The following is a 13,176-nucleotide window of genomic DNA, read 5'->3' on the forward strand; positions in this document are numbered from 1 at the left end:
ATATTATGGCTAAAATAGGACCGTTCTTTTTCATTCAGCATAAGCTGATTTACAATGCCTGCTCTCTCGAAGAAGGGAGGGAGCAGGCTGATAAGCTGGATAATTCGTATAGTCATGAAAGCCTCTACGATGACAATTACAGTACAGGTGATTATATCGATTATCCGAGAGGCCGCGTGGTCTGGGACCAGACCAATACTTGCGCTGTAATCTATATCGACCGGTGCATAAACAACAAGTCGGTACTTGATGAAATCATCAAAGCCTTTGACCTGAGCGAATACGTAGTCGAGTACGATATACATTATCACTGCAGAGAGTGCTTGCTATTTAACTAATAGTATGTCGCATAACTCAGCCATATCATTGCATAGCCATTCCGATTTCTCATGGCTGCAACGAGTTGATGGATGGCGGAATTCGATAACCGGAACTTTTCTCTTATTTATGGCAGTATAATAATAATTCCAACTACGATCCTTATCATTTTTTGATTTCATAGACCCGGAATCAGAAACATTATCACGGAATACATATTTCTTTAGCAATGCGGCGTTTGATCGGTCACCACCCAAACCGCAACCAATAATTACATCAGGGTCGCAGATTTTGATTTCCTTTAGTATAAGATCAGATTGCTCTTTTGTTGCATCTTCAATTTCATTTAAATCAGATGAACTGCTGCCACATTCCTTTTTCAAGTTCATGACAGCTACACGGTGCAATTCTTCAATACGTTTAGCTAAACTAACATCATGTAAATATGGGGATTGGTCCAATATCGTTTGTGTCCAACGGGCGATGTTGTTCCATGTCCTCCAGCCTTCTACGTGGCCTTGCTTATCGACCAATAGTGTTTTTCTTAAATCCTTTAGGGGCTCTAAATCGGTTGCTTCCGTTGCGTCTGTGACTTCTTTATCATTTTTATCACGTAGCACGAAAAGAATATGTATACGTTGCTTCTCATATTGGCTCTCATCAACAATTCCATCCTGGATAAAATGTTTAAAAACGTATTTGCTTTCCCATTTTTTAAATAGGTCATTCAGTTTGTCTGTTTTGCTCATCGTTAACACCATTAGTCCTTTCCGATTAACATATTAATCTGTGTTTGTTTGTAATCTCTGAGGTTCACTCATGATAGTGCACATCCTTATTCAATATTATATTATTAATTCAGAAAATTCACAATACTATTCCAAATATCTTTAATGTTGACTACTATCAATTGATAGTATATTGCCTAAGAAGGTATCATGCCAACATCTTACACAGGAAAAGGTGGATCTGATGATGGATAATATTAATTTGTATATAAGAAAAAAGCTGAGCGACCGTTCACCATCCCAGTCGCTCATCTTCATCCATATCGACACACAGGGGTGGAAATCACTTTTGCCAGTAGACAGTTAGATAATTTTAAGAATTGAAAAAATAGAGTTGTAATTCCTGATATAATAAAAGTGTGATTATTATACACATAAATATATATAAAAGTGTGAGAGGAGGCCACCCATGGAACGACTGATTTTAAATAAATTGCTGAAATGGAAAACATCACCTTATCGTAAACCGCTTATTTTAAAGGGCGTTCGATAAGTGGGGAAAACCTGGATCCTAAAGGAGTTTGGCAGACGTTATTATGAGAATACAGCCTATTTTAACTTTTATGAAAACGAGGAGTACAGGCGGTTTTTCGAGACCACTAAAGATGTGGAACGTATTCTTCAGAATTTAATGCTGGCCAGTGGGCAGAAGATTGTTCCGGAACAGACATTGATTATTTTTGATGAGGTACAAGATTGCCCTAAGGTCATTAACTCCATGAAGTATTTTTGTGAAAACGCCTCGCAGTACCATATTGCCTGCGCTGGTTCTCTGTTCGGTATTGCTCTTGCGAAGCCATCTACCTTTCCTGTAGGGAAGGTCAACTTCATGCAGATAGACCCCATGACATTCACTCAGCTATGCAGGAGGCTCTGCTGGAAATACTCGGCGCTTATGAGAGGGATTTTGCCAAGCATCCCGATCTAAGTGAATTCCCTAAAATTTCTATGATTTGGAAGTCTGTCCCATCTCAGCTCGCAAGAGAGAATAAAGAGTTTATATACAAGGTTGTCAAAGAGTGCGCATTGACCGAGAGCTATGTCCTTCAAACGTTGCTTACACAATTTGAAGTTACGCCTCGATATTGGAGCCGGAATAATCCGTCTTATGAAGTGGACTTTCTTATTCAACGTGAGAACGATATCTTTCCAGTGGAAGTCAAGTCTGAGGCTAATACTACCAGCAAGAGCTTGAAAAAATTCAAGGAGTTGTTCCCTGATCAGGTCAAACTTCGAATCAGATTTTCCCTGGATAATCTGAAACTGGATGATGATATGCTGAATATCCCATTGTTCATGGCAGACCAGACGGACCGGTTGATTGGACTGGCTCTGAAGCAACTGAAGAATTGATATGGAAGAATTGTGTGAAATATGGTATATTAAGTATGTTGCGTTTAGATTTTAACAGGAGTTACAAGAAAATGATAAAGATATTATTCGTCTGCCATGGCAATATATGCAGATCGCCTATGGCGGAGTTCATGATGAAGGATATGGTCAAGTACAGGCAGCTGGATGACGAGATATATGTTGATTCGGCGGCCCTGAGCACTGAGGAAATAGGAAACGGCATACATGAGGGAATCAGAGAAAAGCTGGAGGCAGTCGGCGTATCCTATGATGAAAACAAGAAGGCTCGCATGATGACCAGCCGCGACTATGAAGAGTTCGACTATATAATAGGTATGGATGAACTGAATATGCGCGAGCTGCGGCAGCTGTTCAACGGCGATCCCGACGGCAAGACCTACAAACTCATGGAGTTCACGGACAATGACAAGGACATCCCGGATCCGTGGTACACTCACGATTTTGACGATACCTACGATGATATACTGGTGGGTTTGTCCGGGCTGCTTAAATGCCTGAAGGAAGCTCATGACCTGTAGATCCCGGTAAAAGTTGACAAAACCTGTGAAAATAGGTAAGATATATTCCGTACTATAAAAAACGAAAGGCAGAGATAAAATGAAAAGAATCAAAACAATTGAAACAAGAAACCTGAAAGACAGCGTTAAAAACGGAGGTTGCGGCGAATGCCAGACTTCATGCCAGTCGGCGTGCAAGACTTCATGCGGCGTTGCTAACCAGAAGTGTGAGAAGGCTGAATAATGATACACCAGTACAAGTTAAATGGTTATAACATAGTGCTGGATGTGAACAGTGGTTCCGTACATTGCGTGGATGATGTTGCTTATGACATCATCCAGCTTTTTTATGAGGGGAACCTGAGCCGGCAGGAGATCGCAGATGCGATCATGAAGAAATATCCCGTGACGATGGCAGATGTGAATGAGGTCTTCGACGATGTGGATCAGCTGAAGGCAGACGGGAAACTCTTTGAAGAGGACACTTACGAGCCCCGGGCTTTCGACCTGAAAAACCGTCACACGGATATAAAGGCCCTGTGCCTTCATGTGGCTCACACCTGCAATCTCAGCTGCGAATACTGCTTCGCCAGCCAGGGAAAATTCCATGGCGAGCGGGCTCTCATGAGTCTGGAGACCGGCAAGCGGGCCCTGGACTTCCTCATAGAAAATTCCGGCGACAGAGTGAATCTGGAGGTGGATTTCTTCGGTGGCGAGCCCCTTATGAACTGGGACGTAGTCAAGGGAATCGTACGTTACGGCCGTTCTATAGAAAAGGCGCATAATAAAAACTTCCGCTTCACCCTGACAACTAACGGCGTGGCTATAGATGACGACGTTATCGACTTCGCGAACAAAGAGATGCATAATGTGGTTTTGAGCCTGGACGGACGCAAAGAGGTTCATGACAGGCTTCGCAAGACTCCTGACGGCCGCGGCAGCTACGACATGATAGTGCCGGGCTTCCAGAAACTCGTTGCAGCCAGAGGCGGCAAGGACTACTACATGCGCGGGACCTTCACTCATAATAACGTGGATTTTACCAATGACATTTTCCATATGGCAGACCTGGGCTTCGACCAGCTGTCTATGGAGCCGGTAGTCTGCGGACCGGAAGACCCCTACGCTTTGACTGAAGAGGACCTGTCGAAGATCTGCGAGCAATATGAGATCCTGGCCAAGGACATGCTCCGCCGTGAGCGGGAAGGCCACCCGATCACCTTTTATCATTATATGATAGACCTGACAGGCGGGCCCTGCATATACAAAAGGATCTCGGGCTGCGGCTCCGGCACGGAGTATTACGCTGTGACGCCCTGGGGAGATCTCTACCCATGCCATCAGTTTGTCGGCGAGGAAAAGTTTAAAATGGGCGACATCTGGCAGGGAGTCACAAACGGCGAACTCTTGAAGGATTTCAAAATGTGCAATGTCTATGCTCGCGAAGAATGCCGTGATTGCTGGGCCAGGCTATACTGCTCCGGCGGCTGTGCTGCCAATGCTTATCACGGCACAGGCTCCATCAAAGGCATATACGAATATGGCTGCAAACTCTTTAAAAAGCGCATAGAATGCGCTATAATGATGAAAGTTGCAGAAACTTACGGAGAAGAAAATGAGGATAAATAAATACATTGCCGGCGCGGGCTATGCCAGCCGGCGCAAGGCGGATGAGCTGATACAGGCCGGCAAGGTCAAGGTCAACGGCCTGACAATGAATGAACCCGGATATGATGTGGTCACCTGTGACGTAGTCGAGGTGGAAGGCCACAAGCTGGAGGCCAGCGAGAAGAAGGTCTATTTCGCCATGAATAAACCGATCGGAGTCATCACCTCAGTGACCGATGATAAAGGCAGGCTCACAGTAGTTGATCTGCTGACGGATGTGGAGGAGCGCGTATTCCCGGTAGGACGTTTGGATTACAACACAAGCGGACTTTTGTTCCTGACCAATGACGGCGACTTCGCCTACAAGCTGACCCACCCGAAAAACCGCGTGGACAAGGTTTACCGCGTCAGGATCGCAGGAAACATCAGCAAAGAAAAAATCGGAAAGCTTCGTCACGGCGTCGACATAGGAGGCTTCGTCACTTCCAGGGCCCGGGTGGATCTGGTGGAGGGAACCAGAAGATCGAATGTTCTGGAGGTCACCATCCACGAAGGCAAAAATCGCCAGATCCGCCGCATGTTCGAGGCAGTGGGTTATGGCGTAGAGGAACTGGAGCGTATTTCTATTGGAAACATCAAGCTTGGGCACCTGAAGCCGGGCCAGTACCGGAAGCTGACCCAGAGCGAAATCGAATATCTGATGGATATGTAGAGCAACACTTGGAGAAAGGCATTAATAATGAAATTGAGTTTGAGAAAGTCGATCTTATTGGCGGCTGCGCTGGTAATGGTGTTTACTATTGCCACTGTTGTCAGCCACGGCGCTGTGGTTAGCAGCTCCGACAGTAAATACACCTATGGAGATCTGAAGGCTGATGTCGCTCAGCTGACGGCGGCCTACCCTGAGATCCTTCAGAGCGAGGTCCTTGGCAAGACGGCCGACAACAGGAGCCTCTATTGTTTATACCTGGGCAACCGTAACGCTCCCAAGCAGATTTTTGTTACTGCGGACATGCACGCCCGGGAATATATCAACGGTCAGGTAGTCATGAAAAGCGTGGAGTATTACTGCGCTAATTATAATACGGGCTCGTACAAAGGCACCAGCTACGCAGACCTTTTTAATAATGTCTGCATAGTTATAATGCCAATGGTCAATCCCGACGGCGTGGCCATTGCGACCACCGGCTCCAGCACTGTCATCCGCAACAAGACTCTGCGCGCAAAGGTTCAGAAGATGTACCGTTACGGCGGATATAGAAACTGGCAGGCTAATGCTCTCGGCGTGGATCTGAATCGAAATTACAAGGTCTGGTCCAAAGGGGCCAAGAAGCCGCAGTATGCTTATTACGGCGGCAAGACGGCTAAGGATCAGCTTGAGTCTCAGGCAATCCTGACGGCCATGAGCGGGTGCACGGATATTCAGGCTTTCATCAATATGCACAGTATGGGCAATGTTTCTTACTGGGGATATTACAGCAAGAAGTACAAGTCGGCCTGCTGGAGTTTCGTTAAGATGATCAGATCTTTCAACGGCTACCGCCCGATCAATGAGAGCGCCAGCAAGAATGACCACGGAGATTTCGAGCATTATATTATTAAGACGACACATAAGCCTTATGTCTGCATCGAGACGGGAAACAGGATCCCTGTACCACATAGCCAGTTTAATTCGATTTACAGTAAGTATAAGAATGTACTCGCCGCCACCGCTAAGAAATATAAATAGCCGGCCCGGCCTGGTTGAAAGTGACTGGGGTTTTGGGTTTGGTAAATAAGCCAATTTGGATAATAATCAATAACCAAGGAGCAATACCGTAGGACAGAGTGATTCCGCAGTGGCAGTTGTAGCCATAGTCGCAGACGAGCAACAAGAACAGACAAATGTGTGGCGCTGTTTGAGTTGAAACCCAAGGGTGTGAATCGCAGAAATATCATGCCTGCATGATATTTCAAGGTGAACACCATTGAAATGTGGCTGTAATGAATTCCTATCAGCCACATTAAAAGGTTTCAACGAGTTCGCCGCACATTCTGTTCTTGGCGAGTGAGACTATATGGCTACCTGCTATGAGGACCAGCGAAGCCCTACGGTGTTGTTCCCAATAAAAAAGCAGCCTCCCGCATTCTGCAGAAGGCTGTTTAACTATCTTGCTAAACTATTTTCTCTTGCTCTCTTTAGGAGTTACGCAAGTTCCTGTAGCTCTGCAAACAACGATAGGCTCCTCAAGGAAGTCAGCAGCTGAAGCGTTGATGTCTTTTCTTGAAACAACAACCTTTCTTGCTTCGAACTTCATCTGTCTTGAAGTGTTTCCAACCTTAGTGATTTCGCCGTAAGCTTCGATATAATCTCCGGCATATGTAGGTGCCAGGAATTCTACGTTATCATATGCGCAGAAAAGACCCTCGTCTCCGTCCAACTTGATAAGCAGCTCTGTAGCTACATCTCCGAATAGATGAACCATATGTGCTCCGTCAACTAATTCTCCGCCGTAATGAGCGTCCTTAGCAGACATTCTAACTCTGATCAATGATGTTACTTTTTCCATTTTAGATTCTCCTTTGCTTTTCAACTTATTATTTAAAATACATAATGACATTATATCTATGATTTATCCATAAGTAAATAATATTTGCAAAATATTACAAATTGCGTTATGATTTGAGTGACGACACTTGAACCGATTTGTGTTCGATGGAAAAGGAGTGAACTGAAAATGAACCAGAACCTTGACTTTGGTATTAATAGAGTCCTGGAACCCCAGTATGTCCTGCCTGTATCGGCCTGGAAACTGGACAACGGCAGGAAGATAATGCCCTTCGAGTTGAAAATCGCAGTCAATAAGATACATATAGAAGGAACCAGCTTCAAGCAGATATGCCTGGAGGCCAACGATAACGATGAACGTATCAAACAGAAAATAATGGATATAGTTATCAGGCGTGGCAAACTGCATAACCCCGTAACAGACACGGGCGGTTTGTTCTGCGGTTTCATTACGGAGATCGGTGCTGAGTATCCAAACGATAAAGGCTTTGAAGTTGGAGACCGGGTAGTGTGCAACGCTTCCCTGACTTCCATACCATTATATATAGACAAGGTCACAGCCATAGACCGGGCCTTCGGTCAGGTAGATGTTGAAGGCTACGCCATACTGTACCCTTTGGTACCGCTGGTGCGCAAACCCGAGGACGTGCCGATCAACCTGATGCTCTTTGCCCTGAACGAGTCAGGCACGCTTTTGAAAATCAGCAGCACTGCCGTTGGCAAGAAGAAATTCCTCGTAGTCGGCAATAACCAGCTGACAAACATTTTCTACGGATATGCCATCAAGAAAGTAGCCCGGGAGGATGCTGAAATCGTATGCCTCCTGGATAAGAAGGCCTACGCCGTCCTGAAGGGCAGTTCTATAGAAAAACTCATGACTGGCATTTTCACCGAGGTCAAACGGGTAGACATTCTTAAACCTTTGGAATGTCTGGCTGACCTGGATACCAAGGCACCCTTTGACCTATCGGTCAACTGCGCAGACATACCCGGCGCAGAGACCATAAACATCCTGGCAACCAAGAAAGGCGGCACGGTAGTCTTTGCCAACCTCATAAACAACTACAACATCGCTTTGTACATTACGGAGTCCATCTCCAGGCAGCTTGACATCAGATGCGCCGACGGCTATGTGGAAGCCTACGATAAATTTGACATCGAGATCGTCAAGGAGCTTGCCCCTTACATAGAGTCAGCCGTTGAGACCAGCGAGCAGCTTGACGACGATCCGGCGTACCCGATCAACCGCCGCACCAGACTCCAGGAAGTCTCCGGACAGCGGAAGACCATGTTAGAAGATTTTGTTTGCGAAAGCAGAGCCATGGCGGCCGTCCTGGATGAGATCCTGACCGTGTCCAAGTACGACTGCAACGTGCTCATCACCGGCGAGACCGGCGTTGGCAAAGAAAAAGTCGCTAACATCATATACAAAAACAGCAACAGGAAGATGCAACCGTTTATCAAAGTAAACTGCGCGTCCATATCGCCGACACTGATCGAGGCGGAATTTTTCGGCTGTGAGAAGGGCGTGCTGTCCGGGGAGAACTCCAGCGAGCGCAAAGGGTACTTTGAGCTGGCGGACAACGGGGCTATCTTTTTGGATGATGTGGGGGAATTGTCTCAGGATATGCAGGCAAAGCTTCTGCGGGTCATACAGGATGGCGAGTTTTACAGGATGGGCGGGACGCTGCCTATCAAAACAAACGTGAGGATAATGTCGGCGACGAACCGCGACATTGAAGAACTCATAGAGGCCGGCGGTTTCAGGAGAGATCTCTATTACAGACTGAACGTAGTACGGATCAAGGTGCCGAGCCTGAAGGAAAGAGCGGGTGACATACCTGCTTTGGTCAACCACTTCCTTAAAATGTATGGCGGCAAGTTTGATATGAAGAGGACTATTGACAGGGATGCTGTGGAGTATTTGAAACAGTGCGACTGGCCGGGCAATATCAGAGAACTGGAAAATGTCGTTCAGAGGCTTATGATGTCTGCAAACAACGAGCAGATCACGTTGATAGATGTTATGAAGGAACTTCACGGAGACATTTTCGATTCATCGGCCATAGAGCCGCCTTTGGAAAATGAGAACCCGGACAAGGTCATGGACCTTGAAAAGATGGTGCAGAACTTTGAGAAAAATATTCTGAAGCATGCCTGCGAGGAGTACGGATCGACGCGAAAAATCGCGAAAGCCGTTGGCATAAGTCAGACACAGCTGGTACGGAAGAAGAAAAAATACAACTTGTAATAAGGCGGGCAAGGCTATGAATCCATATAGGTTCATAGCCTTTTAAGATTGAACATAAAACGGTTCACAATTGAGATTAGCAAAAATTTCACAAAGGAATTGTACTTAAATGTGGACATATAATTACCATAACACTATAATTATATTTAGTCAGTAGTAAGCTTCGGCTTATAATTAATATTATTTTTCTAGGAGGATACGATAATGAAAAAAGGAAACCCATATGGAACTCACAGAGTAATTTCACCTAAAGGAGTTCTGCCACAGCCAGCAGACGTAATCGACAACAACATGGAGATCTACGATAACGAAGTTAAAATCAACGTTAAGACTTTGAACATAGATTCAGCTTCATTCACAGAGATCGTTAAACAGTCAGTAGGCAAGAAGCCTACAGATGACCTTTCAGCAGACGAGATCCAGAAGATCAAGGATTGCATGATGGGAATCGTTGCCAAAGCTGGCAAGCATAAGAACCCATGGACAGGTTCCGGCGGAATGCTTATCGGAACAGTTGAAGAAATCGGACCTAACTGGAAGGGCGACCTGAAGGTTGGAGACAAGATCGCAACACTGGTTTCACTGTCATTGACACCGCTCGTAATCGATGAGATCCACGAGATGAGAGCTTCAATCGACCAGGTTGACATTACTGGACATGCTATCCTGTTCCAGAGCGGCATCTATGCTAAGTTGCCTGATGATATGCCAGAAGGACTTGCTCTTTCAGCATTAGACGTAGCAGGAGCTCCTGCTCAGACAGCTAAACTCGTTCAGTCAGGACAGACTGTACTGGTTATCGGCGGCGGCGGAAAATCCGGACTTCTTTGCCTGTTCGAGGCTAAGAAGAGAGCTGGCGTTACAGGTAAGGTAATCTGCGCAGCAGGTTCACAGAAATCAGAAGACAGAGCAAGGAATCTTGATCTTGCTGACGAGTACTTCCACATTGATGCTACAGATGCAGTTGGAATGTATGACAAGATCATGGAACTTACAGACGGACAGCTTTGCGACGTAGTTATCAACTGCGTAAACATCGAGAACACAGAGATGGCTTCAGTTCTTGCATGCAAGGATGACGGAGTTGTTTACTTCTTCTCAATGGCTACAAGCTTCACTAAGGCTGCTCTGGGTGCAGAGGGCGTTGGCAAAGACGTTAACATGATCATTGGTAACGGATATTGCAAGGGCCATGCAGAGATCACACTTCAGTGCCTGAGAGATCATGACGGACTGAGAAAGTTGTTCCAGGAGATGTATGCATAATTGATTTGCACACAGATCTAGCAAGTTAATACCTATTGTAAAATAGCATGACTGACAGGGCTGCATGGGCGGCTCTGCTGGGCATGCATGAATATTCTTTAATATCATACAAAATAAACAGTTTATTAGTAAACGATAGGAGATTTATTATGGCAATTAGAAATTGGAAGGACATCCCTCTATTCAAGGATGTTACAGACGAGCAGTGGAACGATTGGCATTGGCAGGTATCACACAGATTGTCCACAGTAGAGGACATTGCTGCAGTTGTAAACCTGACAGACCAGGAAAAAGCTGATATCGAAAAGGTAATGGGCGGATTCAGAGTTGGAATCACTCCTTACTACGCATCACTGATGGATCCTGATGATCCAAGAGATCCAGTAAGAATGCAGGCTGTTCCTACACTTGCTGAAATGCATAGATCAGAAGCTGATGATGCTGATCCACTTCATGAGGATTCAGATTCACCGGCACCTGGACTTACTCACAGATATCCTGACAGAGTATTGTTCCTGATCACAGACCAGTGCTCAATGTACTGCCGTCATTGCACCAGAAGAAGACTCGCAGGAGAAACTGATGGAGCAAGATCAAGAGAAGATATCGATGCATGTATCGCATACATCAGGAAGACTCCTGAAGTTAGAGACGTACTGCTTTCAGGCGGAGACGCTCTTCTGGTTGAGGATGATACTCTCGAGTACATCATCAGCGAGCTGAGAAAGATCGATCACGTTGAGATCGTAAGACTCGGAACAAGGACTCCTGTAGTTATGCCACAGAGAATCACAGACGACTTGGTTAAGATGCTTGCTAAGTATCACCCAATCTGGCTGAATACTCACTTTAACCATCCTAAGGAAATGACACCGGATGCAGAAGCTGCTTTGAAGAAGCTGGCTGATGCTGGCATCCCACTAGGCAACCAGTCAGTATTGCTCAGAGGAGTTAACGACTGCAAGCATATAATGAGAGACCTGGTTCATGTACTGGTTAAGAACAGAGTTAGACCTTACTACATCTACATCTGCGATCTGTCAGTTGGTATCGAGCACTTCAGAACATCAGTTGCTAAAGGAATCGAGATCATCGAGGGTCTGAGAGGTCATACTTCAGGATTCTGCGTACCTACATTCGTAGTTGACGCTCCTGGCGGTGGCGGAAAGACACCTGTACAGCCTCAGTACGTAATTTCAGAGACACCTGATAAGGTTATTCTGAGAAACTACGAGGGAGTTATTACTACTTATACTCAGCCTCGTCTGCCGGATCTTCCATGCCATTGCGATTATTGCACAGGCAAGAAGAAATACGAGTACGAAGGCGTTTCAGCATTGGGCGAAGGACTTCAGATCAAGACGATCGAGCCTGCTCACATGGCTAGACACGAGAGAAATAAGAGGAATCAGAATAGATAGGGAAACTGCTTAGGTAGCTACCTATAAGGTTATAGACTATAGGGAGGCTTCGGTCTCCCTATAGCCTCAATAAAAGGATATTGACATGGGCTTGCTTTACGATCTATCAACCAAATATAAAACCCTATCAATTGTCGGAATGGCCAAAAATGCTGGGAAAACCACGGCCCTGAACTATTTGATAGAAGAGGCCGACGATGAAGGCATTACACTAGGCATCACATCAACAGGAAGAGACGGCGAAACGCTGGATCTGGTTACCGGAACGGATAAACCTAAGGTGTTTCTTTACGAGGACACTATCGTGTCCATACCATCGCAGCTTTACGATTTAGCTGAAGCTGGACTGGAAATAGTTGAAATGACTAAATTCGGAACAGCATTAGGCGATGTTTTGCTTTGCAGAGTATGCGAGAGCGGGTATGTTCAGATAGCCGGACCTGTTGCAACTGCTGAAACCAAGAAGATGTGCGGTAGGATGTTTGATATGGGGACAGAACTGATTCTGATAGACGGGGCCATAGATAGAAAGTCCATTGCGTCACCGGACACTTCGGACGCCATTATACTTTCTACGGGAGCAGTGCTCTCGAGGAGTATCAAGAAGGTTGTGGAGGAGACCAGCCATGTAGTGAATCTGTATAATCTCCCTGTTCTTGAAGAGGGCAAGGTGAGAGATGAGATCGCTAAACATAGTCATGAAAACAGAGTTATGCTCGTTGATGACAAGGGTAAGATCAATAAACTCAACCTGACTACGGGTCTCGGAGCCAGTCGGTTCATAGATGACGCTATCAATGAGAATACCAGATATGTGTATATCCCGGGCGCGTTCACTAACAGCGTTATCGCTGATATAGAGCGCGACAAGCTGAAACAGGTCAAATTCATTCTGAAAGATCCTACGAGGATATTTATCAATGTTATGGACTGGAGACAGCTTGTTAAGAAGGGATTCATAGTCAGTGTCCTGAAGAACATAGAGATTGCGGCAGTGACCGTTAATCCATATGCGCCGAGCGGTTATTCTTTCGACCATGGAACGTTGAGGGATACGATGCAGGAGGCGCTTCCGGATATTCCGGTATTAGATGTAAGAATGTGA

General features: G+C 45.7%; 14 protein-coding genes. 12 read left to right on the plus strand and 2 right to left on the minus strand.

Annotated elements, in window-relative coordinates; translation table 11 throughout:
* The first annotated feature begins 5 nt into the window (after positions 1-5).
* Positions 6-338: a hypothetical protein gene (locus EV211_RS00335; protein ID WP_133527440.1), complete on the plus strand. Its 333-nt coding sequence runs from the start codon at positions 6-8 to the stop codon at positions 336-338.
* Here EV211_RS00335 and EV211_RS00340 read toward each other — a convergent pair.
* Positions 327-1,067 (minus strand): hypothetical protein, encoded by a 741-nt coding sequence (locus EV211_RS00340; protein ID WP_133527441.1) that lies wholly within the window; start codon positions 1,065-1,067, stop codon positions 327-329. The genes EV211_RS00335 and EV211_RS00340 overlap by 12 nt on opposite strands.
* Positions 1,068-1,599: 532 nt before the next feature.
* Here EV211_RS00340 and EV211_RS11030 point away from each other — a divergent pair.
* The 7 genes from EV211_RS11030 (at position 1,600) to EV211_RS00370 (ending at position 6,314) form a co-directional block, all read left to right on the plus strand.
* On the plus strand, positions 1,600-2,034 hold the full coding sequence (locus EV211_RS11030; protein ID WP_330564449.1) for an AAA family ATPase: 435 nt from the start codon (positions 1,600-1,602) through the stop codon (positions 2,032-2,034).
* A 20-nt stretch (positions 2,035-2,054) separates the two neighbouring features.
* Positions 2,055-2,459, plus strand: a complete 405-nt coding sequence (locus EV211_RS11130; protein WP_408608606.1) for a DUF4143 domain-containing protein — start codon at positions 2,055-2,057, stop codon at positions 2,457-2,459.
* A gap of 71 nt (positions 2,460-2,530) precedes the next feature.
* Complete coding sequence (locus EV211_RS00350; protein WP_133527442.1) at positions 2,531-2,998, plus strand: low molecular weight protein-tyrosine-phosphatase; 468 nt, start codon at positions 2,531-2,533, stop codon at positions 2,996-2,998.
* A gap of 79 nt (positions 2,999-3,077) precedes the next feature.
* A complete protein-coding gene (gene scfA / locus EV211_RS00355; protein ID WP_133527443.1) occupies positions 3,078-3,221 on the plus strand; it encodes a six-cysteine ranthipeptide SCIFF in 144 nt (47 codons plus the stop codon).
* Entirely contained in the window at positions 3,221-4,606 is a 1,386-nt protein-coding gene (gene scfB, locus EV211_RS00360) for a thioether cross-link-forming SCIFF peptide maturase (RefSeq protein ID WP_133527444.1), read from the plus strand. Before scfA ends, scfB begins: the two co-directional genes overlap by 1 nt.
* Entirely contained in the window at positions 4,593-5,297 is a 705-nt protein-coding gene (locus tag EV211_RS00365; RefSeq protein WP_133527445.1) for a pseudouridine synthase, read from the plus strand. The genes scfB and EV211_RS00365 overlap by 14 nt, the downstream gene beginning before the upstream one ends.
* Before the next feature lie 27 nt (positions 5,298-5,324).
* Positions 5,325-6,314, plus strand: coding sequence for a M14 family zinc carboxypeptidase (locus tag EV211_RS00370; protein ID WP_133527446.1), 990 nt, complete (start codon positions 5,325-5,327; stop codon positions 6,312-6,314).
* Positions 6,315-6,744: 430 nt separating this feature from the next.
* On the opposite strand, the gene kal is transcribed toward EV211_RS00370, so the two are convergent.
* The gene (gene kal, locus EV211_RS00375) at positions 6,745-7,134 is read right to left on the minus strand and encodes a 3-aminobutyryl-CoA ammonia lyase (RefSeq protein WP_133527447.1); all 390 of its coding nucleotides are present in this window, start codon (positions 7,132-7,134) and stop codon (positions 6,745-6,747) included.
* Positions 7,135-7,302: 168 nt separating this feature from the next.
* Here kal and EV211_RS00380 point away from each other — a divergent pair, with 168 nt between their 5' ends.
* The 4 genes from EV211_RS00380 to kamB all read left to right on the plus strand — a co-directional run bounded on the left by EV211_RS00380 (position 7,303) and on the right by kamB (position 13,176).
* Positions 7,303-9,384, plus strand: coding sequence for a sigma-54 interaction domain-containing protein (locus tag EV211_RS00380; RefSeq protein WP_133527448.1), 2,082 nt, complete (start codon positions 7,303-7,305; stop codon positions 9,382-9,384).
* 204 nt (positions 9,385-9,588) lie between these two features.
* Entirely contained in the window at positions 9,589-10,650 is a 1,062-nt protein-coding gene (gene kdd / locus EV211_RS00385) for an L-erythro-3,5-diaminohexanoate dehydrogenase (RefSeq protein WP_133527449.1), read from the plus strand.
* 149 nt (positions 10,651-10,799) lie between these two features.
* Positions 10,800-12,071 (plus strand): lysine 2,3-aminomutase, encoded by a 1,272-nt coding sequence (kamA, locus tag EV211_RS00390; protein ID WP_207667970.1) that lies wholly within the window; start codon positions 10,800-10,802, stop codon positions 12,069-12,071.
* 85 nt (positions 12,072-12,156) lie between these two features.
* Positions 12,157-13,176, plus strand: coding sequence for a lysine 5,6-aminomutase reactivase subunit KamB (gene kamB / locus EV211_RS00395; RefSeq protein WP_133527450.1), 1,020 nt, complete (start codon positions 12,157-12,159; stop codon positions 13,174-13,176).

Source organism: Aminicella lysinilytica, assembly GCF_004362975.1.
In the GTDB taxonomy this organism is placed as follows: Bacteria; Bacillota; Clostridia; order Peptostreptococcales; family Anaerovoracaceae; genus Aminicella; species Aminicella lysinilytica.

What these genes read in the sequence shown, in the direction of transcription:
- EV211_RS00335 (WP_133527440.1), top strand. Translation starts at nt 6, where the DNA reads ATGGCTAAAATAGGACCGTTCTTTTTCATTCAGCATAAGCTGATTTAC.
- EV211_RS00340 (WP_133527441.1), bottom strand. Translation starts at nt 1,067, where the DNA reads ATGAGCAAAACAGACAAACTGAATGACCTATTTAAAAAATGGGAAAGC.
- EV211_RS11130 (WP_408608606.1), top strand. Translation starts at nt 2,055, where the DNA reads ATGATTTGGAAGTCTGTCCCATCTCAGCTCGCAAGAGAGAATAAAGAG.
- EV211_RS00350 (WP_133527442.1), top strand. Translation starts at nt 2,531, where the DNA reads ATGATAAAGATATTATTCGTCTGCCATGGCAATATATGCAGATCGCCT.
- scfA (WP_133527443.1), top strand. Translation starts at nt 3,078, where the DNA reads ATGAAAAGAATCAAAACAATTGAAACAAGAAACCTGAAAGACAGCGTT.
- scfB (WP_133527444.1), top strand. Translation starts at nt 3,221, where the DNA reads ATGATACACCAGTACAAGTTAAATGGTTATAACATAGTGCTGGATGTG.
- EV211_RS00365 (WP_133527445.1), top strand. Translation starts at nt 4,593, where the DNA reads ATGAGGATAAATAAATACATTGCCGGCGCGGGCTATGCCAGCCGGCGC.
- EV211_RS00370 (WP_133527446.1), top strand. Translation starts at nt 5,325, where the DNA reads ATGAAATTGAGTTTGAGAAAGTCGATCTTATTGGCGGCTGCGCTGGTA.
- kal (WP_133527447.1), bottom strand. Translation starts at nt 7,134, where the DNA reads ATGGAAAAAGTAACATCATTGATCAGAGTTAGAATGTCTGCTAAGGAC.
- EV211_RS00380 (WP_133527448.1), top strand. Translation starts at nt 7,303, where the DNA reads ATGAACCAGAACCTTGACTTTGGTATTAATAGAGTCCTGGAACCCCAG.
- kdd (WP_133527449.1), top strand. Translation starts at nt 9,589, where the DNA reads ATGAAAAAAGGAAACCCATATGGAACTCACAGAGTAATTTCACCTAAA.
- kamA (WP_207667970.1), top strand. Translation starts at nt 10,800, where the DNA reads ATGGCAATTAGAAATTGGAAGGACATCCCTCTATTCAAGGATGTTACA.
- kamB (WP_133527450.1), top strand. Translation starts at nt 12,157, where the DNA reads ATGGGCTTGCTTTACGATCTATCAACCAAATATAAAACCCTATCAATT.